Genomic DNA, 24,600 nt, shown 5'->3' with positions numbered 1-24,600 from the left:
CGCGTGCGGGAGATGCGGATCTAGCTGATCAGCGGAACGGCGCATCAATCGACGCAGGCGGCTCGCTGAACCATTTCGGACCGGTGTCGGTCATGTGGAAGCAATCCTCCAACCGCACGCCGAACTTGCCGGGGATGTAGATGCCGGGCTCGTTGGAAAAGCACATGCCCGGCGCCAGCCTGGTTGTTTCGCCGCGAACGAGATTGACCGGCTCGTGTCCGTCGAGGCCGATGCCGTGGCCCGTGCGATGCGAGCACCCCGGAAGCTTGTAGCCGGGGCCGTAGCCAAAACTCTCATACAGCTTGCGGATCGCCTCGTCGACGCTGCCCGCCGGGACGCCTAACCTGGCCGCGGCGAGCGCGGTTTGCTGGCCCTGATGCACCTGATCCCAGACCGTGCGCTGTTCCTTGCTGGCGGCACCGTAGACGAAGGTGCGGGAGACGTCGGACTGATAGCCCTGCACCGTGCAGCCGCAATCCATAAGCACGATCTCGCCTTCGGCCACCTTGTGCACCGCCTCGGTGCCGTGCGGATACGCAGCGGCCTCGCCGATCAGCACCAGGCTGAACTCCGGACTGCCGCCCAGCTTGCGCGTCGCAGCGTCCATGATCGCGCCGATATCGCGGCCGGTCATGCCCTTTTCGACCCGTTTCCATGTCCAGCGATAGGCCGCGATCGTCACATCGGTCGCGAGCTGCATCAGCGCGAGCTCGGCCGGCGTCTTGGTCATCCGGCAGCCGCGAACGACAGGATTGGCCGACACGATTTTCGCGCCGGGCATAGCGTGCGCGAGCATGTCCGGGATGAAGAAGCGGACGGTTTCCTCGATGCCGACCGGTCGCGCCGCGAGCTTGCGATCCTTGAGAAAACCGGCGACCACCTTGAGCGGATCCTCATCCTCCTGCCACACGCGCACCTCGGCCGGGATGGCGAGCGTCTCGCGCATCCGGGGTTCCTCGAAATAGGGCGAGACGATGCATGGCTCGCCTTCGACCGGTAGCACCGCGAGCAAGGCGCGCTCGCTGCGACCCCAGCGAATGCCGGTAAAATAGAGCAAGGACGATCCCGGCTCGATCAGCACCGCGCCGATGCCGTGCTGCTTCATCAGCGCCTGGGCGCGGTCGAGCCGGCGATGGCGCTCGTCGGCGCCGATCGCCACCACGCCCGTCGTCATTTCCTGCAAGTCGGACAGATCGGGCTCGGCGGCACCGGCCGCAGCGGAGACGAACAAGGGAGCGGCAGCGGCGGCGGCAAGGATCGCGCGGCGACCGGGCGAAAAGCGGGAATTGGGCATGACCGGAACGATAGGGTTCTTGACCGCGGGCCCGCAATCCCCTTTCCCTGCATCACCAAAATGGGGAGAGTTATTTTGGCCAAGCGCCTGACGACCTACATCCTGATCGCCTTGGTGCTGGGCCTGATCTTCGGCTGGGCAGTTCATGAAACGGCAGACCCGGCCCTCGGCTTCTTCAAGCGGCTGGGCTGGACAGCATCGACCACCGATTCCGCGGCCTATCTGGCCGGCTGGACCAAATGGCTGGGGCTGATCACCACCATATTTCTCGATTTCATCAAGATGATCATCGCGCCGCTGGTGTTCGGCACCTTGGTCGTCGGCATCGCGCATATGGGCGATACCGGCGCGCTCGGCCGGGTCGGGCTGAAGTCGCTGGTGTGGTTCGTCAGCGCGAGCCTGCTCTCGCTGACACTGGGCTTGATTCTGGTTCATATTCTGCAGCCTGGCGTTGGGCTCAACCTGCCATTGCCGCCCATCACCGAGAGCGCCGGCATCGACAAGAGCAAGTTCGAAGCGGTCCAGATCATCGGCCATATTTTCCCGACCTCGATCGTCGATTCGATGGCGCGCAACGACATCCTGCAAATCGTCATTTTCTCGGTATTCTTCGGTGTCGCCATCACTGCGGTCGGCGAGCGCGCGGCACCGCTGGTCAAGGCGGCCGAGGCGCTGACCAAGGTCATGCTGCAGGTGACCGATTATGTCATGCGCTTCGCGCCCGTCGCGGTGTTCGCTGCGGTCGCCAATGCACTGGTCGAGCGCGGGCCCGAAGTGATCCGCAACCTCGGCTATTTCATGCTTTGCGTCTATATCGGTCTGGCGTTGCTCTGGATCTTGCTGGGCATACTCGCCTGGGTGTTCGTGGGGCGCCGCTCGGTGTCGCTGTTCCGCTATATTCGCGAGCCTGTGCTGGTCGCCTTCTCCGCAGCGTCATCCGAAGCCGCCTTCCCGCGCACGTTGGAGGCGCTCGATCGGTTCGGCGTGCCGTCGCGGATATCGAGCTTTGTGCTGCCTTTGGGCTATTCGTTCAATCTCGATGGCTCGATGATGTACATGACCTTCGCGTCGCTGTTCATCGCGCAGGCTTATGGCATTCACCTCGACCTAGGCACGCAAATCTTCATGCTCTTGACGTTGATGATCACCTCGAAGGGGATTGCCGGCGTCCCGCGCGCCAGCCTGGTGGTGATCGCCGCGACGCTGAACCAGTTCAAATTGCCCGAAGCGGGGATATTGCTGGTGCTCGCGGTCGATCACTTCCTCGACATGGGACGGTCGGCCACCAACGTCGTCGGCAATGCGATCGCGGCGAGCGTCGTGGCGCGCTGGGAAGGCGCGCTCGGCACTGAAGAACCCGCCGAGATCGAACCGCCGCATGCCCCTAGTCATGGGCTAAGCGGCGAGAGATAGCGTTCGTCCGGCTGAACGCTTCCCCGGCGAAGACCGGGACCCAGTTTCACGCACGTCGAGAAGGTATCCTGCCGTCGATAGTCCCTCGATGCTGGACCCCGGCCTTCGCCGGGAAAGCGTGCGATTGGAAGCCAAATCTATATGACTGGATCGCTCAGGCGTAGGCGTAAGGCCCGCCCTTTTCGAGCGCCACCTGATAGGCGGGACGCTCGTGCAATTTGTCGAGCCAGGCGATCGTCGCGGGACGTGACGGCCCGAGCCCCGCCCGGCTCCGCGCCGCTTCGAGCGGGAAGCTCATCATGATGTCGGCGGCGGTCATCTCGTCGCCGGCGAACCAGGGGCGCTGCTCCAACTCGCTTTCGACATAATCGAGATGGACGTCGATCATCGGCTGGATGCGCTTGGCCGCGGCCTTGCCCATCAGCGGGATGCGATTGACCACGAGCATCACCAGCAACGGCGGCATCATCGACCCTTCGGCATAATGCAGGAACTGACGGTAGCGCAGCACGTCGTCGCGATGCGCGGGCGGCCCGAGCCGGCCGTCGCCTTTCTCGACCAGATATTCGCAGATCGCTCCCGTCTCGACGATCATCCTGCCGTCATCCTCGAGAACGGGCGATTTACCGAGCGGATGCACTTTGCGCAGTGCGGGCGGCGCCAGCATCGTCTTGGCATCGCGCTGATAATATTTGATCTCATAGGGTAGCCCGAGCTCCTCGAGCATCCACAGGATGCGCTGCGACCGCGAATTGTTGAGGTGATGGACGATCAGCGTCACGATGTTCCTCCCCGGCCCTAGTTATGAAGTTCTCAGGCGGGCCGGCACGACCATATCCACGCCGAGGCCGGGAAATCCACCGCATCGTTGCGGAGGTGAGCCACCAAGACGCCGCGTAACCGCTCGCGACCGGCTTCCTGGGCCGCGCCATCAAGCTCACGAAGCCGTGCTGCCGCAGGTCCGATCCGACTGAAAAAGGCGAGCGCCTCGTCGACCGCCTGCTCCCCCTCGCCTGCCCGATAGGAATAATCGATCGGCTGCTCGTCGCCCGCCCAGCCGCTCGCTTGCAGAATGGAGTGGACGTGGTCGGCGTCCGCGAAGGCGAAGGGGCCCGGCGACGTTCCGGGTTTTTGCGGCGCTGTGCCAGTCACCGCAGCCCCGGTCTCGATCGCCCAGGCGTTGAGCGTCACGTCGCGAAAGCAGGAGAAGACCAGATGCGCGTCGGCGGCTACCGCACACCGCAACCTGGCGAAGGCGGCGATGGGATCGTCGAAGAACATGACACCATGGCGCGAGAACAGAAGGTCGGCGGTGATGCCACCCAACTCGCTTGCGTCTCCGACCTCGAAGCGGAGGTTGGGATAAGCCGCGCCCCGCTCCCGCGCTGTTTCGACGAGGTTCCGAGAGAGATCGATCCCGAGCACCGTTAGAGCCGGGCGAGCGGCGGCTAGCGCGATCGCGGTGCCGCCTGCGCCGCAGCCAATATCGACCGCGGTGCCGGTCTCCGGCGCAGCGTCGAGAATCGCTGCATTGAGATGGGGCGACAAATTGGCGAAGCTCAAATCGGTGCGGCGCCATTGATCCGCCCAGGTGTCGCCGACGCGCCCTGCCCAGTCATACGCCAATGTCATTCGGCCCTCCCCGTTCAACCCGGCTGCCGCGCGATGGATTATCCATGGCGATCTATGCACCTCGGCGAACGAGAGCCCAATAATATCGGCGCGCGGAAGCCCGAAATATGAAAGGCCCGCCGACGCGGGCGGGCCTTTCCGGGAGTTGCGGCGGAGGGGGAATCGCCGCTGGGGTTGTGCCGGTAACGAAACAACTGCGAGTTGGTTGCATTGCAGCAAACTTTTTCCGCGCCGTCTCGAAATTGGGTATCAGAGTTCGTCGTCGCCGCCGTTGTCGTCCAGACCGCCGACCATCATCTCTTCGGCGACTTCCGCCGTACGATTGCGGATAGCCCGTTCGAGGCGTTCGGCGACGTCGGGATTCTCCTTGAGGTAGTTCTTGGAGTTCTCGCGACCCTGACCGATGCGGATCGAATCGTAGCTGAACCAGGCGCCCGATTTCTCGACCAGCCCGGCCTTGACGCCGAGATCGAGGATTTCGCCGATCTTGGAAATGCCCTCACCGTACATGATGTCGAATTCGACCTGCTTGAACGGCGGCGCGACCTTGTTCTTGACGACCTTCACCCGGGTAGTGTTGCCGACGATATCGTCGCGATCCTTGATCTGGCCGGTGCGGCGAATGTCGAGGCGGACCGAGGCGTAGAATTTCAGCGCGTTGCCGCCCGTCGTCGTCTCGGGATTGCCGTACATCACGCCGATCTTCATGCGCAGCTGGTTGATAAAGATCACCATGCAGCGCGAGCGGCTGATCGATCCGGTCAGCTTGCGCAGCGACTGCGACATCAACCGGGCCTGAAGCCCGACATGGCTGTCGCCCATCTCACCCTCGATTTCGGCGCGCGGCACCAAGGCAGCGACCGAGTCGACCACCAGCACATCGATCGCGTTCGACCGCACCAGCGTATCTACGATTTCTAGCGCCTGCTCGCCGGTATCGGGTTGCGACACGATCAGCTCGTCGATATTGACGCCCAGTTTCTTGGCATAGACCGGATCGAGCGCATGCTCGGCATCGACGAATGCCGCCGTGCCGCCGCCACGCTGCGCTTCGGCGATGACATGAAGCGCGAGCGTCGTCTTGCCCGAGCTTTCCGGTCCGTACACTTCGATCACGCGACCGCGCGGCAAGCCGCCGACGCCGAGCGCGATGTCGAGGCCCAGGCTGCCGGTCGAGATCGATTCGACCTGCATGGCCTCTTTGGATCCCAGCCGCATCGCCGAGCCCTTACCGAACGCGCGATCGATCTGAGCCAGTGCAGCTTCGAGTGCTTTTTGCCGGTCGGTATTTTGCGATGCCATGCCGTCGATAACTTTCAGAGAAGCTGCCATTGAGAAGGCCTCCGCGCTAGCCGGGATAGTGTCGGCGTTCAATCGTGTTGGAGAGCATGTATCGCATTTGTTCTTATGGAACAATAGCGGAACATGAATTTTTTTCGCACCGAAATGGTGCTTTCCCGATATTTCTTGCCCGGGGCCCTGCCCCGCTTCATGGTTTGCCCATGCAGAGCGACCTCGACGCCTTTATCGCCGGCCTGCCCAAGGCCGAGCTCCACCTTCATATCGAAGGCAGCCTGGAGCCCGAGCTGATGTTCGCGCTGGCTGAGCGCAACGGGGTCGAGATTCCGTTCAAGTCAGTCGATGAAGTGCGGGCCGCCTACAGTTTTTCCAACCTGCAGGACTTTCTCGACATCTATTATACCGGCGCCAACGTGCTTCGGACCGAAGTGGATTTCCGCGATCTCGCCCTCGCCTATTTCGACCGAGCCGCTGCGGACGGAGTAGTTCATGCCGAAATCTTCTTCGATCCCCAGACACACACCGATCGCGGCATCCCCTTCGGCACCGCGATCGAGGGATTGCTCGCGGGGATGGCTGAGGCGGAAGCCAGACATGGCCTGACGTCGAAACTGATCCTCTGCTTCCTACGCCACTTGAGCGAGGAAGCGGCGTTCGACACGCTTGGCCAGGCCGAACCCTGGCTCGATCGCATCGCCGGGGTCGGGCTCGATTCGTCTGAAGTCGGCCACCCGCCCGAAAAGTTCGCGCGGGTCTTTGCCGCGGCGCGCGAAAAAGGGCTGCGGCTGGTCGCCCATGCCGGTGAGGAAGGCCCGCCCGATTATGTCTATCAGGCGCTCGACCTGCTCGCGATCGACCGGCTCGACCATGGTAATCGCAGCCTGGAGGATCCGGTACTGACCGCGCGGCTGGCGCGCACGGGCATGACGTTGACCGTCTGCCCGTTGTCCAACGTCAAATTGTGCAACGTCGCCTCGATAGGCGCCCATCCGATCGACCGCATGCTCGACCTCGGGCTGCGCGCGACGATCAATTCGGACGACCCCGCCTATTTCGGTGGCTATATCGGCGAGAATTATCGTCAGGCCGCGGCGGCGCGCGGGCTTGGCAAGGACGCGCTCGTCACCCTCGCGCGCAATTCCTTCCTGGGATCGTTCCTGAGCGACGACGAGGTGGCCCGCCACACCGCCGCGCTCGACGCCTATGTCGCGGAGCAACGCTAATGCCGGTCTTCACCCCGATCCCGCATGACATATTCGAGGCGCAGGTGAAGATGCTCGCCGCCGAAATCGCGGAGAGCGGGTGGCTTCCCAGCTTCATCATCGGGATCGGCCGCGGCGGGCTGGCGCCGGCGGTCTATCTCAGCCATGCAACCGGCCTGCCGATGCTGTCGGTCGACCATTCGTCGCGCGTCGAGGATTTCTCCGACGCGCCGCTGATCAAGCTGGCGGCGCGCACGCGCGACGGCGAGCGACTGCTGTTCGTCGACGATATCAATGATTCGGGCGCGACGATCGGCAAGCTGCGCGCCGCGCTGGCCACCGCGGGGGCAGCGCGCGACCATGTCCGCTTCGCGACCTTGCTCGACAACAAGCGGTCGCGCGAACAAGTCGATTATCGCGCCGAAGTGATCGACCGCGACGAGCGAAAGGACTGGTTCGTGTTCCCTTGGGAAGCGGTCGCCCCGCAAGCCTCGCTCGACGCCGACGCGGCGGAAATTCCCGACCGCATCGCTTGATCCACGATAGTCGACGGCGCGACCGTCGCGGTCAGAGTTCCGCGAGCGCCTTGGCGACGTTTTCCATCGTATAGGGTTTGACCAGCCGCGGGCGGGCGGCATGGGCCGGCGTGTCTTCCCCGCCGCCGGTCGACAGGACGAAGGGAATGTTGCGCTCCGCCAGTGCATCGGCGACCGGCCAGCTCTTCTCGCCGCCCGACAGATTGACGTCCAGGATCGCCGCATCGGGATGTTCGGCGTCGATTACCGCGAGCGCCGAGGTCACGCTGTCGCACGTCGCGACGTGCGTCTTGTTCAATGCCTCGAGGAAATCCTCGAGCAGCATGGCGATCAGAGGTTCGTCCTCGACGATAAGGATGCGCTGCGGCGACGCCATGACTCGCCTTAGACTCGGTCGCTGCCGGACGCCATGCCTGGCGTTCCGTAGGGCAACATTTCGTCCGCCGAGCCAGCGCGATGATCCCGATTCCGGGAGTTACGCTCGATCATTGCCCCACCGGCGGCGCCAGCATGTCGCGCGCCGCTTCGGCGAGCTGTTGCACCGAAAACGGCTTGGGCAGAAACGCGACGTTATCGAGATCGATCGACTTCCTAAGCTGTTCCTCAGCATAGCCCGACATGAACAGGATCGGTAGATCGGGATAGCGCTCGCGGGCGTGACGCACCATCGTCGGGCCGTCCATCGACGGCATCACGACATCCGAAATCAGCAGATCGGGCTTTTCGCCGCGTGCCAGCAATTCGAGCGCCGCTTCGCCATTCTCGGCGGTCAGCACGGTATAGCCCTGCCGCGTCAGCGCGCGCTCGGCGACCGCGCGGACCATGTCCTCATCCTCGACCAGCAGGATCAGGCCGGTCCCCCAAAGATCGACCGGCTTTTCCTTGGCAATGATTTTGGCGATCTTCGGCGCCTCGGCGGCGTGGACGGGGAAATAGATCGAGAAGGTCGCGCCCTGGCCCGGTTTGGAATCGGCGAAGATATAGCCGCCGGATTGTTTGACGATGCCATAGACGGTCGATAGACCCAGCCCCGTTCCCTTGCCGATTTCCTTGGTGGTGAAGAACGGTTCGAAGATCTTGCCGAGGATTTCGGGCGGAATGCCGGTGCCGGTGTCGCTCATCTCGAGCGCCGAATAATCGGCGATCGGCAGGATGTCGGATCCCATCTTGCGGACCTCCGCCGCGCTGACCGCGCGCGATGTGATCGTCAGCGTCCCGCCTCCGTTGGGATCCTTGGACAGCATCGCGTCGCGCGCGTTGACCGCCAGATTGACGACGACCTGCTCGAGTTGTCCGGGGTCGGCGCGCACCGCGCCCAGGTTGCGACCGTGCCGCACTTCGAGCTTCACCGTCTCGCCGAGCAGGCGCTTGAGCAATTGCGATACTTCCGAGATCACATCGGGCAGTTGCAGCACTTGCGGCCGCAACGTCTGCTGGCGCGAAAAGGCGAGCAATTGGCGGGTCAGGCTGGCCGCCCGGTTGGAATTCGCCTTGATCTGCTGGATGTCGTCATAATCGCTGTCGCCGGGCGAATGGCGCATCAGCATCAGGTCGCAATGGCCGATGATGGCGGTCAGGATATTGTTGAAATCGTGCGCGACGCCGCCGGCGAGCTGGCCGACCGCCTGCATCTTGGTCGCCTGCGCGACTTCGCGCTTGAGCCGGGTCTCTTCGCCATTGTCCTTGAGGCTCAGCAGCACCGCGGCATCGCCCAACCCGCGCGCGCCGGCAATGGTCAGCGCGACCGGTTCGTCGGGATGGTCCTTCAGCCGGATCGCCATGTCCATCGAATGCGTCGCGCCATTGGCGAAGCGGCGGATCGCGTCGGCCACTGCCGCTTTGTCCTCGCGCACCACCAGGTCGCCCGGATAGAGGGGCGGCTGCGCCTGATCGACCTGCGCGGCGCGAACGAACGGATCGTTCATCTGGACGAACCGCCCATCGCGGTCGACCAAAGCGAGCCCGACGGGGAGCAGCGAGATCAGGCTTTTGACATGCGCCGCGGCCGATCCGCCGATCGCCGGCTGGCCATGCTCCTCCTCGTCGAGCAACACGACCAGGATCGGCGCGTCCTCGCCGTCGAGGAACGGGATCTGCAGGATGCGGAGCGGCGCACCACGCGGGCCCTCTCGCTCGAACCGCACCTGGCCCTTGTTGTCGGCGATCAGGAAGCGCGCGAAGTCGCGGCCGACGACGACGCTTTCCTCGTGCCCCATCGACCGTTCGCGCAGCACGCGATTAGCGGCGAGCAGGCGTCCGTCGGGCGCGATCAGCGCGGCCATGATTCCGGCGGCGGCCAGCCGGTCGCCGGTCGGCCCGGCGATGATCGACTGAACGTTGGTAGCGAGATCGAGCCCCTGCGCCTCATGAAAGCGCCAGACCAGCATGTCCTCGCTGTCGCCGGCGCGCTCGATCGCCACGGCGAGCGGCGCACCGCGAGTTGTGATGCGATCGAGCTCGGCCGACCCGTCGCGCCACGCGATTCGTCCCGCCGCCGCCAGCTCGCCCGGGCCATTGTCGTCGAGCGGCAGGCCGGGCGGGGTCGGATAGCCGCCAAAGCGTGCGCGATAGCGCTCATTGGCGCAGATCAGCCGCCCTGCCCGGTCGGTGACCGCAATCGCGTCGTCGCTCGCCGCCGCCAGCGCGCGTGCCACGCTCCAATCGGTTTCGCCGGGCATGTCGGACGCCGCCGGCGCGAACCGCGACCAGACGATAACGGCGCCGACCAGCAACAGCATGGCGGCGGCGAATCCCCCCGCGATGGCGAAATTGTGAAGAATCATCAGCGCGATCAGCGCCGCCCCCGCGCCGCACGTCGCCGCGACGATCAGTGCCTGCCGCTGACCGGGGGCGCGTGCATCGTTTGGAACGGGTCGGGAAGCCATCAGCCCCTTGTGGCGCGGTGGCTAGGTAGGTCAAGCATCGTCGGGAATGCCCGACCTGCGCCGGCGCCTCTCCGCCGCATCATCCGATGCTATTTCTTGTCAGGTGTGCTCGGGCTGGGGGTAGTAGGTGTCGCCGGAGCGTCGGTATTGCGCTTGGGAACCGAGAACACGCCGGTCACCCGGCCGCCCGATTTGCTCGTGCCGACCTTCCCGCCGGAATCGAGCGACGCGCCGTTGGTGTTGAGGTTGATCACCAACCGTCCGCCGCGAACCACGTTGGCGCCGCGATTCAGCACGACGTTGCCGATCATCGTGATAATGCGCTTGTTGAGATCGTAGATCGCATAGGAACCCGTCGCCTTCTCGCCAGGCCGCGTCACGACTACATTGCCCGACGCGCGAATCTGCGAGATTTCCGGCGGCGCTCCGCTCGAACTGACGAGGCTCGACGAATACAGGACCTCGGCCCGGTCCGACGTCACCGTCATCGCTCCCTGGCGCGCGCGCACATTGCCCAGCGCCAGGGCGCGCTGCACCTTGTCCTGGATTTCGAGATGGTCAGCATCGACGCTCAGAGTCTCGTTCCCGCCCGACTGGAACGCCGAAACGCGCGCGCCGAGCAAGGTCGCGGCGCAAGCGAGAAGGATGAACGTGGTACGCGGATGAGCCATGATTTTGCCTACAACAAGGTTTCGCGCGTTGAAAGCACCGAACCGCGCCAAAAAATACCTATAGATGCGCGCCGATGAACTGCTGCTGATCGCAGCGACGCCGCCGACGAGATATGCCCTCGGCGGCGGCGTCGATTGTCAGCGCTGGCCGCCTACCAGATGCGGACGCGGTCGGCCGGTGCGAGATACAATTTCTGTCCAGGCTGGACTTTGAACGCGGCGTACCATGGGTCCATATTGCGGACGATGCTCGCGCGCGCTTCCGACGGGGCATGCGGATCGGTGCGCAGGCGCTTGAGCAATTCCGGCTCGCGATAGCTGCGGCGCCACACCTGCGCCCAGCCGAGATAGAAGCGCTCGTCGCCCGAATAACCATTGATCATCGGCGCGGTCTTGCCACCCAGCGCCTTGTGATAGGCGTCATAGGCGACGGTAAGGCCGGCGAGATCGGCGACATTCTCGCCAAGGGTCAGCTTGCCCTGGACATGCTGGCCCGGCAGCGGCTCGTATTGGTCATATTCCGCCGCCAGCGCGTCGGTGCGCGTTTTGAACGCCGCGACATCGGCGGGCGTCCACCAGTCGGTGAGCTGGCCGCTCTTGTCGTATTTGGCGCCTTGATCGTCGAAATGGTGGCTCATCTCGTGCCCGATCACCGCGCCGATCCCGCCATAATTGACCGCGGGGTCGGCATTGGGATCGAAGAACGGCGGCTGCAGTATCGCAGCGGGGAAGACGATCTCGACCATGCCGAAATTGGCATAAGCGTTCACTTCCATCGGGGTCATGCCCCATTCCCAGCGCTGCAGCGGCTTGCCGAGATGAGCGATATTGTCCTTGCGGCCCCATTCGTTGGCGCGCCATTCGTTACCGAACGCATCGCCCTTCGCGATCTTGAGCGTGCCGTAATCGCGCCATTGCGACGGATAGCCGATCTTGGGGCGGAACGCCGCGAGCTTGGCATGCGCCTTGACCTTGGTTTCGGCCGACATCCAATCGAGCTTGTCGATCCGCGCGTTCATCGCGGCGATGATGTTCTTGACCAGCTGGTCGGCCGCCGCCTTGGTCGCCGGCGGGAAATATTGCTGGACGTAGAGCTTGGAGACGTCGTCCTCAATCGCGTTGGTGGTGAATTCCACGCCGCGCTTCCAGCGCGCTTGCTGCTCGGGCGTGCCCGACAGCGTCTTGCCGAAGAAGTTGAAATTCTCCTCGTCGAACGCCTTGGGCAACACGTCGGCATAATTGTCGAGGCTGCGGATGATCAGCTGATCCTGCAGCACCGTCATCGGCGCGTCCGAGACCAGCTTGACGATCCCAGTGATCGCCGAGGGTTGTGCCACCAGCAATGTATCTACCGGAGCGCCGATCCCCTTGAAATAGGTGGGGAAGTCAAAGCCCGGCGCCTTCGCCTGGAGAGCGGCGACCGACATCTTGTTGTAGCGTTTGTTGGCGTCGCGGCTGTCGATCCGCGACCAGCTGACCGCGGCGATCTGCGTTTCCAGATCGACGATCGCCTTGGCGCGGGCATCGGCATTGGCCTCGCCCGCCAGCGTCAGCATCTTGGCGATATGCGCCTGATATCCCGCCTTGGCGTCGGCGAATTTGGGATCGCTGTAATAATCGCGGTCGGGCAAGCCCAGGCCGCCCTGGCGGAGACCAAGGATATAGGTTTCGGGCGCCTTGTCGTCCTGGCCGACGCCGGCACCGAACGGACCGCCGATCCCGCCCATCGACGCTTCGGCCAGTAATGTCGCATAGCCGGCCTTGTCGGTCGACTTGATACGATTGAGCCACGGTTTGATCGGCGCTAGGCCCTTCGCCTCGATCGATCCGGTGTCGAGAAAGGTCGCGTAGGCGGTGCCGATCTTCGAATTGGGATCCGTCGCGGCTTTTTCGAGAATGCCCTTGGTCCGCGATTCGGACAGATCGGCGAGCAGGTTGAACGCGCCGTAATTCGACTTGTCCGACGGGATCGGCGTGTTCTTCGCCCAGGTGCCGTTGGCGTAATTGTAGAAGCTGTCCCCTGGCGCGACGGACTTGTCCATGCCGGCTTCGTCCATGCCGAACGTGCCGAAGGTGGGCTTGCCCGACGACGCGGCGACGGTCTGCTGAGTAAACGCCGCGGCGCCGAGCGCCGTCGCCGCAAGAAGTGCGAACGCGAAGGGTTTCATCTGGGGACGGTCCTTTCCGAAGTGGAGGAGCGGACGCTCGCGCGGCAGGCCGGAGCGATCATGTTCCTCCTTATTGATAGGGCGTGTTCTAGGGCGGTGACACGCCTAGTCAATCGCGTCAGCCGTGGTCCCGCATGATCCGGCCGGCGTCGCGCTTCCACTCGCGCTCCTTGATGTGTTCGCGCTTGTCGTGTGCCTTGCGGCCCTTGGCCAGGGCCAGCTCGACCTTGGCCCGGCCGCGCGCGTTGAAATAGACTGTGAGGGGCACGAGCGTCATGCCGTCGCGCGCCACCGCGCCATGCAGCTTGTTGATCTCGCGCGCATTGAGCAGCAATTTGCGCGGCCGCTTGGGCTCATGATTGAAGCGGTTGCCATGGCTGAATTCGGGAATGTTCGAATTGACCAGCCAGACACCGCCGTCCGCCAACACTTCGGCATAGCTTTCGGCGATCGATCCTTCGCCCGAGCGTAGGCTCTTCACTTCGGTTCCGGTCAGCGCGATCCCCGCCTCGAATGTCTGCTCAATGGCATAGTCGAACCGCGCGCGCCGGTTCTCGGCGACGATCTTCTGCTTGTCGAACGTGAGGGGCTTGGGACGGGCCATGGGCCGGGCGATGTAGGCCGAGCGGCGCCTGAAAGAAAGGTCTAGCGGAACGGCGGGTTTAGCGGATCGTCGCCAAAGCGGTTGGGCCCGACCGTTCCCGGCAAGACTAGGAACACGATCAGCACCACCATGAAGATGAAGCCGACCAAGTTGACCAGCGAGAACAGCGCCATCGACTGCGACGCCTGCTGAAAGGCGGGTGCCGTCAGATCGGGCGGGCTCCCGGGCTTCACCGCCGCCATCACCGCGATATAGCGCGGGAACACCGACGCCATGACGAAGGGCGTGACCAATTGCGACGCGAAATACGGTGCGATCCACCAGCCCGAGCGACCACCATCGTGCAATCGCCGCACCGCTGCCGCGGCGACGAGGATGAAGAACAGCACCGCCGCGATCAGGATGAACACCATCATCTGCTGCATCATCGAGCCGATGATGCGCGCCATGATTTCGGGATGTTTGTCGAGCGCGTGGGGGTCGTTTTGGGCCAGCGGAACAATGCTTTCGAACATGTTCGACATGATCGGGATCATCGCGACCATCGAAACGACCATCTGCGCGCCATAGACGATCAGGATCCACAGCCAGAACGGCTGCCGATTCTCGCGCCCCTGAAAGTCGGTGATTCCGGTCAGATGACGCGTCAGCAGGTTCATGATGGCCCCCTCGCTATGTTGGGGCGAGCCTAACGCCCGCGAGCGCGAATGAAAGACCTTGCCCGTCGCCTGGCGACCGCGCCGACTCGCTGCCGGACCGAAAGCGCAAAGTCGTACGACCGCCAAACCCCAGCTTTAGCACCGACTAGCGCATCTACATTGACCGTTTTATATCCTATCAAGATGATGGGAATAACGGATCGAGAGGGAAATGGCCGTCCCTCTGGCGAATGCCACCGTCAGGCCCGCGGCTTTTGATGGGATGCAGCTTGCTCCGCGTAACCAACGGCTAAAGCGCGATGCAGGGCTGCGTGACGCCCGGCTTCGTTGTCCCCGAGTGAAGGGAATGAAACGATGCGATGTCATGACTCCAATTGTCCGATCGGCTGATCGACTGCTCCTGATCGCCTGACGACCACGCTGACCGGCACCGCCGGCGGCGCACGCCCGAATTCCAACGAACGCACGTGCCCTGCGAGGGCGCGGCCGGAGGCGGCTGCCTGCGGCAAAGGGGATCCTTTCGCCTGATGACCAAGTATCTTTTCCTGACGACCCTGAGCGCCGCGGCGATTGCGTCTTCATTCCCCTTGCCCGCTCTGGCCGCCGACAAGGTGTCGCTGGCCACTGCCGACGACAAACCGGTGGAGTCCGATCCAGCCGCCAGTCCCGACGCCGCGGCCGCCGGCGACATCGTCGTTACCGCGCGGCGCCGAGCCGAAAGCGCGCAGGACGTGCCGATCGCGCTCAGCGTGGTCGACGACAAGGCGCTCGCCGCGACCGGCAATTACTCGCTGGCGCAAATCCAGCAGCTCGTTCCCAGCCTGCAAGTGTTCAGTTTCAACCCCCGCAACACCAACGTGAACATCCGCGGCCTCGGGTCGAACGTCGCGCTGACCAATGACGGGCTGGAGAACAGCGTCGGCATCTATATCGACAATGTCTATTATGGTCGCGTCGGCCAGTCGCAATTCGACCTGGTCGACCTGCAGCAAGTCGAAGTGCTGCGCGGCCCCCAGGGGACGCTGTTCGGCAAGAACACGACTGCCGGCGCGATCAACATCTCCACGCGCGCGCCGGGCTTCGACCCCGAGCTGTCGGCCGAGTCATCATTCGGCGACTACGGCTATCGCCAGTTTCGCGCTTCCGCCTCCGGCGCGCTGATCGGCGATGTCGTCGCAGCGCGACTGAGCATCGCCGACACAAAACGCGATGGCTTCCTGACCAACGTCCATGACGGCAGCGATTCGGCCAATTATTATAATTTCAGCTTACGCGGGCAGCTGCTGATCAAGCCCAGCGACCGCCTTTCGATCAAGCTGATCGGCGATTATTCGCACCAGAAGCAGCACCATGTGCTTCAAATCCTGTCGGGTTTCTTCGGGACCTATGACGACGGTACACCGATCGCCAACAATTTCCTCAATCGCACCAGCCGGGCCGGCTACACGCCCCTGCCCTTCACGCCCTTCGCGCGGCTCGGCGATTCCGACAGCCGCTACCAGGCCAACATGAAGAGCTATGGCGCGTCGGGCCAGGTCGACTGGGACCTTGGCGGTGCCGCCTTGACCTCCATCACTGCCTATCGCTGGTGGGATTGGGATCCAGCCAATGACGGCGACGCCACGGCTCTGCCCGTGGTCACGAAGTCGCAGCAAGCCAATCTCCAGCGCCAGTTCAGCCAGGAAGTGCGGCTGGCGTCGAAGGGCGACAATCGCATCGATTACGTCATCGGCGCTTACTATTTTTGGCAGATCATCAAGGGAAATGGCGCAGTCGCTTATGGGTCGGCGGCGCCGAACTGGTATCTCCCGACCACCGCCGCAGCGGTCGCCAATGCCGCGCTCAACGGCTTCGAGGCGGATTCGACCTCGACGCCGACGACCCACAGCACCGCCCTGTTCGGCCAGGCGACCTGGAACGCGAGCAGTCGGCTCAAACTGACGCTTGGATTGCGTTACACCCACGAGAAGAAGGAAGGCGCGTACAACCAGTTCTGGATCGCGGGCACCGACCCCTCGACGCTGTCGCCAGTAGCCGGCGCCGCGGTGGTCGCGATCCGCAACCAGTTCAACCCGGTCACGTCCTATTCGACCCGCTTCACCGATGACAGCCTCTCACTGCTGGTCAATCTGTCGTACAAGATCGCGCCTGACGCGCTGATCTACGCCACATATTCGCGCGGATCGAAGTCCGGCGGCCTCAACCTCACGTCGCTTCCGGCCGGCGTCACCCCCGATGTGCGACCCGAGCGGGTCAATGCCTATGAAGTCGGGCTGAAAGCGCAAGCGCTCGACAAGCGGCTGACCGCGAACCTCGCCGCCTTCTGGACCGACATATCCGATTACCAGACCGCGATCACCGAGCAGACGCCGGGCGGGCTCAGCTATCGCCAATATATCTCCAACATTCCGAGTGTACGTTCGCGCGGCGCGGAAGCCGATCTCATCTTCGCGCCGACCCGCCTGGTCAGCCTCAACGCCTCCGCTTCCTATACCGATGCCGTCTATATCGATTACCCCAACGCGCCGCAGGCACCCGAGCGGCTCGACCAAGGATCGATCCAGAATCTAAGCGGCAAGCCGCTCGCCGGCGTTCCCAAGTTCACCTACACGCTGGGGGCCGATATTGCCCAACCGATCGGCGGCATCGCCGACCAGTCGCTCCAGCTCTACGGCCATGCCGATTTCGCGCATCGCTCGTCGCTGAACACGTCATCGACCAATTCGCGCTACGCCCAGGTGCCCGGCTACAGCGTACTCAACGCACGCCTTGGGGTGCGCCCGGAAAGCGGCCGCTGGGACCTCTCGGTCTGGGCCCGCAATCTCACGAACAGCAAATATTTCCAGACGCTTGCAGCCGCCAACACCGGTCTGATCACGGCATTGCTCGGCGATCCGCGGACGGTCGGCGCCACGCTCCGCATCAAATTGTGAGGTGAACCATGGCTAGCCTGTTCCCACCGCGACTCCTGCACTTCACCGCCACGACCGACAAGTCGCAGTCGGACCGGCCCACGGCGTGGCGCCTGATCGCCTTGTCGGCCGTCGCGGTGCCGGTCGCCGCGGCCGGACTGCCGCTCGCGGTCTATCTGCCGCCGATCTATGTCCAGGACCATGGCCTGTCGCTCGGCGCGATCGGCCTGATCTTCCTGGTCGGCCGGCTGTGGGACGCGTTGCTCGATCCGCTGGTCGGCACGCTGAGCGATCGCACCCGCACCCGTTTCGGCCGACGTCGCCCATGGATCGCGGGGGGCGGCCTGCTATTCGCGCTCGCGGCAGCGTTCCTGTTCTTTCCGCAGGGCCAAGTCTCGGTGGCCTATCTCGCGGCGACGTTGTTTGTCTTCTATCTCGGCTGGACCGCGATCCAGATTCCGCTGCTCGCCTGGTCGGGCGAGATTTCGGGCCGCTATCACGAGCGCACGCGGATCGCGACGTTCCAGACCGTGGTGACCGCGTCAGCGCTGTTACTGACCCTGATTTTACCAACGATCGCCGATCAATGGCGGCCGGGCGACGGCAAGCTGAAACTCGCGCTGATGGGTGGGCTGGTGCTGGCGACGATCCTGCCCGGGCTTGCGCTCACGCTGACCGCTTTTCCCGAACAGCCGCAGCCTGACGCACCGACGCGCCGCCGTCCGATCGGTCAAGCAATCCGCACCGTGCTCGCCGACCCGTTGCTGCTGCGCGTGCTCGGCTCCGATTTCGCGGTGACGCTCGGCCAGAACATCCGAGCCTCGCTGATCGTTTTCTATGTCAGCTTTTTCATGCACCGGCCGGATTGGGCGGCGGGATTGTTCCTGTTCCAGTTCGTGTTCGGGGTGTTGGCCGGCCCGATCTGGCTCAAGATCGGCTATCGCCTGGGCAAGCATCGCACCGCGGTCACTGGCGAGATCGTACAGGTGATCGTCAATCTGGGCCTGCTGCTGGTGACGCCGGACCGCTTCGGCCTGTTGCTCGCGCTGACCTTGGCGCAGGGGCTGGCCCAGGGATCGGGCAATCTCATGCTTCGCTCGATCGTCGCCGACGTCGCCGACAAGCACCGGCTCGACCATGGCGAGGATCGCACCGGGCTCTATTTCTCGGTGTTCAGCCTGGCCGGCAAGGCCGCCACCGCGGTCGCGATCGGCATCGCCCTGCCGCTCGTGTCATGGCTCGGCTTCGACCCCAAGGCGGTCAACAGCCCGGCCACCTTGCAGGGCCTGGCGACCGTCTTCGCGATCGGTCCCGCCATCGCCCACGCCTTTTCCGCCTGGCTCGTCAGCGGCTTTCCGCTCGACGAGGCAGCGCATGCCGAAGTCCGCCGCGCGCTGGACGCCCAGGGGCCAGCTCTCGCCCCGGCCGAATGACCCCATCAACCCCGAAGGAGACGTGCCATGACCAATCTTACCCATGAATTCGTGAATGCGCGGGACGCCGACGCCCTGCTCGACATCGTGCCGGTCGCGGGCCGGATCGGCGCCGAAATCCGCGGCGTGAAGCTGTCCGGCGATCTCGATCAGGTCGCCATCGCCGCGATCCGCGCCGCGCTGGTGCGCCACAAGGTGATCTTCTTCCGCGATCAGGATCATCTCGACGACGCCGCGCAGGAGGCGTTCGCGGAGAAATTCGGCAAGCCGATCGCGCACCCGACCGTGCCGGTCGTCGACGGCAGCAAGTATCTGCTCGAGCTCGATTCGAAGGAAGGCTATGCGGCATCGAGCTGGCATACCGACGTGACGTTCGTCGATGCCTATCCCGAAGCGTCGATTCTGCGCGCGATTACCATTCCCGAAGCCGGCGGCGACACGCTCTGGGCCAATGGCGTCACAGCCTATCAGGAATTGCCCGTGAGCCTGCGCACGCTGGTCGACGGCCTCTGGGCGCTGCACACCAATCTCTACGATTATGCTGGGACGTTCGGCGAGGCCGACCGCAAGCGGGTCGAGGAGCACCGCAAGGTATTCGCGTCGACCGTCTATGAAACCGAACACCCGGTTGTCCGCGTCCATCCGGAATCGGGCGAGCGCGCGCTGTTGCTTGGCCATTTCGTGAAGCAGTTCGTCGGGCTGAATTCGGCGGATTCGCAGCGGCTCTTCTCGGTCCTGCAGGATCACATTACCAAGCCCGAGAATACCGTGCGCTGGCGCTGGAAGCCGAACGACGTGGCGATCTGGGACAATCGCGCGACCCAGCACCGCGCGATCGCCGATTTCGGGCCGCAGCGCCGGACGCTGCGCCGCGCGACCGTCGCCGGTGACGTGCCGGTGGCGATCGACGGCAGCCGCAGCCGGGTGATCAAGCCCGAGCTGATCGCCGTCGCTGCCTGATCGACTTGGCTGGGGTAGCGGCCGCTGCCCCATCCTGGCGCCGCGTCCGTGTCACGCCGGACGCGGCGTCGAAACCATCATTCTTTATTCAGAGCCCTGCTATCGCCATCGCCGCGTCGACTGCAGCGCGACTGGCGTCGTTCGGCTCGGTCATCGGCAGCCGGAGATGCATCGGCCAGCCGGGCTTGATCTTGCCCAATGCATATTTGACCGGCCCGGGCGAAGCATCGGTGAACATCGCGACGTGCAGCGGATAGAGCCGATCGTGGAGCGCCAGCGCGGTGGCGTGATCACCCGCAGCCCAGGCGGCCTGGAACTCAGCGCACAAGCGCGGCGCGACATTGGCGGTGACGGAGATGCACCCGACCCCGCCCATCGCGTTGAACGCCAGCGCGGTCTCGTCATTGCCTGACAGCTGGACGAAATCCGTGCCGCAGCCCAGCCGTTGCTCGGTCGCCCGGCCGAGATTGCCGGTCGCATCCTTCACGCCGATGAAGACTTGCGGAAACGCCTTGACGATGCGCGCCATGGTCGCCGGCTGGATGTCGGTCACCGTGCGCCCCGGCACGTTGTAAAGCACGATCGGCAGCGGCGTTTCGCGCGCGATCGCCTCGAAATGGCGGAAGATGCCTTCCTGGCTCGGCCGGTTGTAATAAGGCGGCACCATCAGCGCGGCATCGGCGCCGGCGGCCTTGGCGGCATGGACATTGGCGATCGCTACGCGGGTGTCGTTCGAGCCTGCGCCGGCCAGCACGGGCACGCGGCGATTGGTCTGTTCGACACAGACCCGCACCGCATAGAAATGCTCGTCGGCCGTCAGCGTCGCCGCCTCGCCGGTCGTCCCGACGGGTACCAATCCGGCCGACCCCTCGGTAATTTGCCACTCGACGAGTTCGCGATAGGCGTCCTCGGAGAAGGCGCCATCCGCCGCAAACGGCGTGATCAGGGCGGGGATCGATCCCGAAAACATGCTTAAACGCTCCCGCGCGGCGGCAATCCGCCGTTTTTCGTTGTTTTATATCCTGACAGATAGGGCGCGACAGCATATCGTGTCCACATGCTTGCGTCGTGGTTGAAAAGCGGGGTTGCCGCCGCCGCCCTTTCGGGGATGGCGGCGACGGGTGTGGCATTCCAGGACCAGCTCGAATGGGCCAAGTCCAAACTGATGGGCGCACCAAGCGCCGACCCCAGGTCGGTCAGCGCCTTGTCGGCCGCGATCACCGAATGGCGCTCGCTCAGGCAGACCAATAGCGCGCCGTTCGAAAGCTATGCCCGGTTCCTGCTCGCGCATCCGGGATGGCCGGGCGACGTCGCGATGCGCCGCGCCGCCGAAGCGTCGCTGGCCATGCCGGGCTGGTCGCCGTCGACCGCGGTCGCCTTCTTCAGGGTTTATCCGCCGCAAACCGGCACCTCCTGGGTGCGCTTCGCCGAGGCGCTGACCGCGACCGGTTCGATCGACGACGCGCGGACTGCCGCCCGCAATGCCTGGGCTCAGGGCAGCCTGTCGCCGACGGACGAGAGCAAGGTGCTGACGACCTGGCCCGATGCGCTGCTGCCGAAGGACCAGGATGTGCGGATGGATCAGTTGCTGTGGCAGGGCCAGACCGCCGCTGCGGCGCGCCAGCTCGCGCTGACCAGCGCCGCGCGGCGTCCGCTGTTCGCGGCACGGCTCGCGCTCCGCACCAATGCGCCCGATGCCGGCAATGCCGATTCGATCGGCGCAGGCGATCCCGGCTATCTGGCGGACAAGGCGATCTGGCTGACCAATACAGGCGCCGCCGGATCGGCGCGCGCGCTGCTGGCCCGGCCGCACAATTTGTCCAGCAAACCGCTCGATGTCGATCGCTGGTTCGACCTGCTGCTGCGCAATGCCCGTGCTGCCGTCGAAGCGGGCGACTATTCGACCGCGTACAATATCGCGAGCCAGGTCGACGACGCCTATCCTACCGGCACCGACATCGCGCTCCGCCCGCTGGCCGAGCGCGACCCCTATACCGACCTGGTCTGGCTCGCCGGGCAAACCGCGCTCAAGCGGTTGGGGCGTCCCTCCGACGCGATCGGCATGTTCGTCCGCTATACCGGCGGCTCGCGATCGACCGCGCTCAAGGCGAAGGGCTTCTATTGGGCTGGACGCGCCGCCCAGGCTGCCCGGCAGAGCGATGAAGCGACTCGCAACCTCACCGCCGCGGCGCGCTATGGCGATCAATTCTACGGCCAATTGGCGGCCGAGCGCCTCGGCCAGCCGCTATTGGCCCCAGCCGAGCCGACGCCCCCGCCAATCCCGCCAGCCGAACGCTCCGCTTTCTACAATAACGAAGTGGTTCGCGCGGCGCAGTTTCTCGGCACGGTCGGCGCGCATGAGGACCAGAGCCTCTTCCTGCGCCAGATCGCCAACCTCGCGAGCACTGTCGACGATCACGTGCTGGCCGACGAATTGGCCCGCACGCTCGGGCGCCCCGACCTCTCGGTGATGGTCGGGCGGAGCGCGCTGCTGAACGGCGTCACCGATTATAGCCGGTCGGGATTTCCGACGGTCAATATCCCGGCGTCGTCAGCATCGAGCTGGACGATGGCGCATGCCATCATGCGTCAGGAAAGCCAGTTCGACCGCTCGCTGATCAGCCGCGCCGGCGCGCGCGGCATGATGCAGCTGATGAACGGCACCGCGCGCGAACAAGCAAGCAAGCTCGGCCTCGCCTGGGATCAGGGCATGTTGCTCAGCAGCACCGATTATAACATCCAGCTGGGCACCGCCTATTTCCAGCGCCTCTATAATCAATATGGCAGCTACCCGCTGGCAATCGCCGCTTACAATGCCGGCGCCGGCAATGTGAACAAATGGCTGGCGGCTAACGGCGACCCGCGCACCGGCACCGTCGACTGGATCGACTGGATCGAGGCGATCCCGTTCGACGAGACCAAGCGCTACGTTCAGCACGTGCTCGAAAACGCGGTAGTCTATGATTTGATCAATCCGCAGCGCGCGCTGTCCACCGGCAATGCGCGGTTGAGTTGGTATATCGGCAACAAGCGGCCGGGCTAAGGATCGTCTTCCAGGCCTGCTCGTCACCCCAGCGAAAGCTGGGGTCTCAAGCCGCAGTGCGCCCCCGCATGAGATCCCAGCTTTCGCTGGGATGACGGATGGGGCTATCGAGGCTCAGTGAACGACCGCCCCAATTACATCACCCCTGCAGGCTTCGCCGCGTTACGCGCGGAATATGAGCAACTCTTCGCCGAGGAACGCCCGAAGCTCGTCGAGACGATCGCCTGGGCGGCCGGCAATGGCGACCGCTCGGAAAATGGCGATTATATCTACGGCCGCAAAAGGCTGCGCGAGATCGACCGGCGACTGGGTTGGCTGTCGAAGCGGATGAAGGCGGCGAAGGTGGTCGATCCGGCGCAACAACCCGACACCAGTCGCGCCTGGTTCGGCTGCACGATCACTATCGCCGACGAGGACGATAATCAGCGCATCCTGACCCTGGTCGGTGATGACGAGACCGACGCGAGCAAAGGCCTGATCGGCTGGAGCGCCCCGCTTGCCCGCGCCTTGCGGGGAGCCGCGGTCGGCGACCTGCGCCGCGTGACCTTGCCCGCGGGCGAAAAGGAATATGAAGTGATGGAGGTCAGCTATCCCTCTCCACCGATGCGACCAAATAATAACGGCAAAAAGTAACAGAGCGTTTCCGTCGCGTGGCTGGTCGGTGATCGTGATAGGTTCTAGATCGATCACGTAACGAACAGGAGATCATCGATGCCCATTCCCGCCAGTTGGTCGTCCCAACTCCAATCGCTGCTGCGTATCGTCACCGCGCTCGGCTTCATGCAGCACGGCGTATCCAAGTTCTTCGGCATCCCGCCCTTCCCCATGCCGCTCAATCCATTGCTCTACGCCGCCGGTACGCTCGAACTGGTCGGCGGCGGGCTGTTCCTGCTCGGCCTGTTCACGCGGCCGGTCGCGTTCATTTTGTCGGGCATGATGGCGGTCGCCTATTTCATGGCACACGCCCCCAAGAGCTTCTTCCCAGTGGTCAATGGTGGTGAGCCGGCAATGCTCTACGCCTTCGTCTTCCTTTTCTTCGCTGCGGCGGGGGCCGGATCGTGGAGCCTCGACGCGTTGCGTGGCCGGCCGGCTGCCCAATAGCTTTACCCGTGCGGGCGTGATTGCGCTGGCCGCATCGCGCCCGCTACACCGGCGCCATGACCGACGAGACTCATGGCCGCAACATCGCCCTGCTGATCGACGCCGACAACGCGTCCTCCAGCACGCTCGACCCGGTGCTGACGATCCTTGCCGAGCTCGGCACCGTCAACATCCGCCGCGTCTACGGCAATTGGTCGAAGCCTGCGCTCAAGGGCTGGCGCGATCAGACGGTCCGCTACGGAATCGAGCCGCAGCAGCAATTCGACCTGACCAAGGGCAAGAACGCGACCGACATGAAGATGACGATCGACGCGATGGACCTGCTCTATCGCGGCCGGGTCCACGGCTTCGGCATCATGTCGTCGGATTCGGATTTCATGCCGCTGGCGATGCGGATCCGGCAGGATGGCCTGCCCGTCTACGGGTTCGGCACGTCGAAGACGCCCGAATCGTTCCGGCAAGCTTGTACCCGGTACATCGACGTCACCGCGCTCCGCCAGGCCCCTGCCCCGGAAACCGTCAATGGCAGCCACGCCGCCGCCGGCAATGGCAAGGCCGATGTCGACCCGGAACTGCTCAAATTGCTGGTCGATGCCTATGACGCGGTGAAGCGCGACGAACGCGGGTTCGTCAACCTGTCCGAACTCGGCGAACGGGCGGGCAACCGCTCGAGCTTCGACGCGCGCAATTATGGTTATAAACGTCTCGCCGACCTGATCGAGGGGGTGCCCAATTTCCAGACCGAGCGCCGCGATGGCGGCCGCATCTACGTCAAGCGCGTGCGCTGA

At 64.3% G+C, this 24,600-nt stretch carries 21 protein-coding genes; 10 read left to right on the top strand and 11 right to left on the bottom strand.

The genetic code is table 11. The annotated features are described in order from the left end of the window. Positions 1-28: 28 nt before the first annotated feature. A complete protein-coding gene (locus SAS01S_RS07170) occupies positions 29-1,294 on the bottom strand; it encodes a M24 family metallopeptidase (protein WP_066806622.1) in 1,266 nt (421 codons plus the stop codon). 75 nt (positions 1,295-1,369) lie between these two features. Between SAS01S_RS07170 and SAS01S_RS07165 the strand changes: the two genes are divergently transcribed. Next, on the top strand, positions 1,370-2,707 hold the full coding sequence (locus SAS01S_RS07165) for a dicarboxylate/amino acid:cation symporter (protein ID WP_066806620.1): 1,338 nt from the start codon (positions 1,370-1,372) through the stop codon (positions 2,705-2,707). Positions 2,708-2,861: 154 nt separating this feature from the next. Here SAS01S_RS07165 and SAS01S_RS07160 read toward each other — a convergent pair whose 3' ends face one another. The 3 genes from SAS01S_RS07160 to recA form a co-directional block, all read right to left on the bottom strand. Next, positions 2,862-3,488, bottom strand: coding sequence for a glutathione S-transferase family protein (locus SAS01S_RS07160; RefSeq protein ID WP_066806618.1), 627 nt, complete (start codon positions 3,486-3,488; stop codon positions 2,862-2,864). A 32-nt stretch (positions 3,489-3,520) separates the two neighbouring features. After that, a complete protein-coding gene (locus SAS01S_RS07155) occupies positions 3,521-4,339 on the bottom strand; it encodes a class I SAM-dependent methyltransferase (RefSeq protein ID WP_066806616.1) in 819 nt (272 codons plus the stop codon). 249 nt (positions 4,340-4,588) lie between these two features. Then, the gene (gene recA, locus SAS01S_RS07150) at positions 4,589-5,671 is read right to left on the bottom strand and encodes a recombinase RecA (RefSeq protein WP_066806614.1); all 1,083 of its coding nucleotides are present in this window, start codon (positions 5,669-5,671) and stop codon (positions 4,589-4,591) included. Between the two features lie 170 nt (positions 5,672-5,841). Here recA and SAS01S_RS07145 point away from each other — a divergent pair, with 170 nt between their 5' ends. Both SAS01S_RS07145 and SAS01S_RS07140 read left to right on the top strand, forming a co-directional pair. Further along, the gene (locus tag SAS01S_RS07145) at positions 5,842-6,861 is read left to right on the top strand and encodes an adenosine deaminase (protein WP_066806611.1); all 1,020 of its coding nucleotides are present in this window, start codon (positions 5,842-5,844) and stop codon (positions 6,859-6,861) included. After that, positions 6,861-7,376 carry a phosphoribosyltransferase gene (locus SAS01S_RS07140; RefSeq protein ID WP_066806610.1) on the top strand — a complete coding sequence of 172 codons (516 nt, stop codon included), beginning with the start codon at positions 6,861-6,863 and terminating at the stop codon, positions 7,374-7,376. Before SAS01S_RS07145 ends, SAS01S_RS07140 begins: the two co-directional genes overlap by 1 nt. Positions 7,377-7,407: 31 nt before the next feature. Here the strand turns inward: SAS01S_RS07140 and SAS01S_RS07135 are convergent, their stop codons facing one another. The 6 genes from SAS01S_RS07135 to SAS01S_RS07110 form a co-directional block, all read right to left on the bottom strand. Then, entirely contained in the window at positions 7,408-7,752 is a 345-nt protein-coding gene (locus SAS01S_RS07135) for a response regulator (protein ID WP_066806608.1), read from the bottom strand. A gap of 109 nt (positions 7,753-7,861) precedes the next feature. Next, positions 7,862-10,261, bottom strand: a complete 2,400-nt coding sequence (locus tag SAS01S_RS07130; RefSeq protein ID WP_066806607.1) for a hybrid sensor histidine kinase/response regulator — start codon at positions 10,259-10,261, stop codon at positions 7,862-7,864. Between the two features lie 89 nt (positions 10,262-10,350). After that, positions 10,351-10,932, bottom strand: a complete 582-nt coding sequence (locus SAS01S_RS07125) for an LptA/OstA family protein (protein ID WP_066806606.1) — start codon at positions 10,930-10,932, stop codon at positions 10,351-10,353. Positions 10,933-11,084: 152 nt separating this feature from the next. Beyond that, on the bottom strand, positions 11,085-13,100 hold the full coding sequence (locus SAS01S_RS07120) for a M13 family metallopeptidase (protein WP_066806605.1): 2,016 nt from the start codon (positions 13,098-13,100) through the stop codon (positions 11,085-11,087). Between the two features lie 118 nt (positions 13,101-13,218). Then, complete coding sequence (gene smpB / locus SAS01S_RS07115; RefSeq protein WP_066806604.1) at positions 13,219-13,704, bottom strand: SsrA-binding protein SmpB; 486 nt, start codon at positions 13,702-13,704, stop codon at positions 13,219-13,221. Positions 13,705-13,745: 41 nt separating this feature from the next. Continuing rightward, positions 13,746-14,363 carry a DUF805 domain-containing protein gene (locus tag SAS01S_RS07110; protein ID WP_066806603.1) on the bottom strand — a complete coding sequence of 206 codons (618 nt, stop codon included), beginning with the start codon at positions 14,361-14,363 and terminating at the stop codon, positions 13,746-13,748. Positions 14,364-14,890: 527 nt separating this feature from the next. On the opposite strand from SAS01S_RS07110, the gene SAS01S_RS07105 reads away from it, so the two are divergent. From SAS01S_RS07105 to SAS01S_RS07095, 3 genes are read left to right on the top strand one after another with little or no spacing between them, the layout of a single operon-like run. Beyond that, positions 14,891-17,296: a TonB-dependent receptor gene (locus SAS01S_RS07105; RefSeq protein ID WP_066806601.1), complete on the top strand. Its 2,406-nt coding sequence runs from the start codon at positions 14,891-14,893 to the stop codon at positions 17,294-17,296. Between the two features lie 8 nt (positions 17,297-17,304). Next, entirely contained in the window at positions 17,305-18,708 is a 1,404-nt protein-coding gene (locus SAS01S_RS07100; RefSeq protein WP_066806599.1) for an MFS transporter, read from the top strand. 27 nt (positions 18,709-18,735) lie between these two features. After that, positions 18,736-19,668: a TauD/TfdA dioxygenase family protein gene (locus SAS01S_RS07095; protein ID WP_066806596.1), complete on the top strand. Its 933-nt coding sequence runs from the start codon at positions 18,736-18,738 to the stop codon at positions 19,666-19,668. 88 nt (positions 19,669-19,756) lie between these two features. Here SAS01S_RS07095 and dapA read toward each other — a convergent pair whose 3' ends face one another. After that, positions 19,757-20,638, bottom strand: a complete 882-nt coding sequence (dapA, locus tag SAS01S_RS07090) for a 4-hydroxy-tetrahydrodipicolinate synthase (RefSeq protein ID WP_066806594.1) — start codon at positions 20,636-20,638, stop codon at positions 19,757-19,759. 153 nt (positions 20,639-20,791) lie between these two features. Here dapA and SAS01S_RS07085 point away from each other — a divergent pair, with 153 nt between their 5' ends. The 4 genes from SAS01S_RS07085 to SAS01S_RS07070 all read left to right on the top strand — a co-directional run bounded on the left by SAS01S_RS07085 (position 20,792) and on the right by SAS01S_RS07070 (position 24,600). Further along, entirely contained in the window at positions 20,792-22,711 is a 1,920-nt protein-coding gene (locus tag SAS01S_RS07085; RefSeq protein WP_369405719.1) for a lytic transglycosylase domain-containing protein, read from the top strand. Positions 22,712-22,828: 117 nt separating this feature from the next. Next, complete coding sequence (gene greB / locus SAS01S_RS07080) at positions 22,829-23,344, top strand: transcription elongation factor GreB (protein ID WP_066806589.1); 516 nt, start codon at positions 22,829-22,831, stop codon at positions 23,342-23,344. A gap of 78 nt (positions 23,345-23,422) precedes the next feature. After that, a complete protein-coding gene (locus SAS01S_RS07075) occupies positions 23,423-23,812 on the top strand; it encodes a DoxX family protein (protein ID WP_066806587.1) in 390 nt (129 codons plus the stop codon). A gap of 56 nt (positions 23,813-23,868) precedes the next feature. Further along, a complete protein-coding gene (locus tag SAS01S_RS07070) occupies positions 23,869-24,600 on the top strand; it encodes an NYN domain-containing protein (RefSeq protein ID WP_066806586.1) in 732 nt (243 codons plus the stop codon).

Origin of the sequence: Sphingomonas asaccharolytica NBRC 15499 (genome assembly GCF_001598355.1) — a bacterium.
Taxonomy (GTDB): domain Bacteria; phylum Pseudomonadota; class Alphaproteobacteria; order Sphingomonadales; family Sphingomonadaceae; genus Sphingomonas; species Sphingomonas asaccharolytica.
This window is presented reverse-complemented; position numbering and strand designations above follow the sequence as displayed.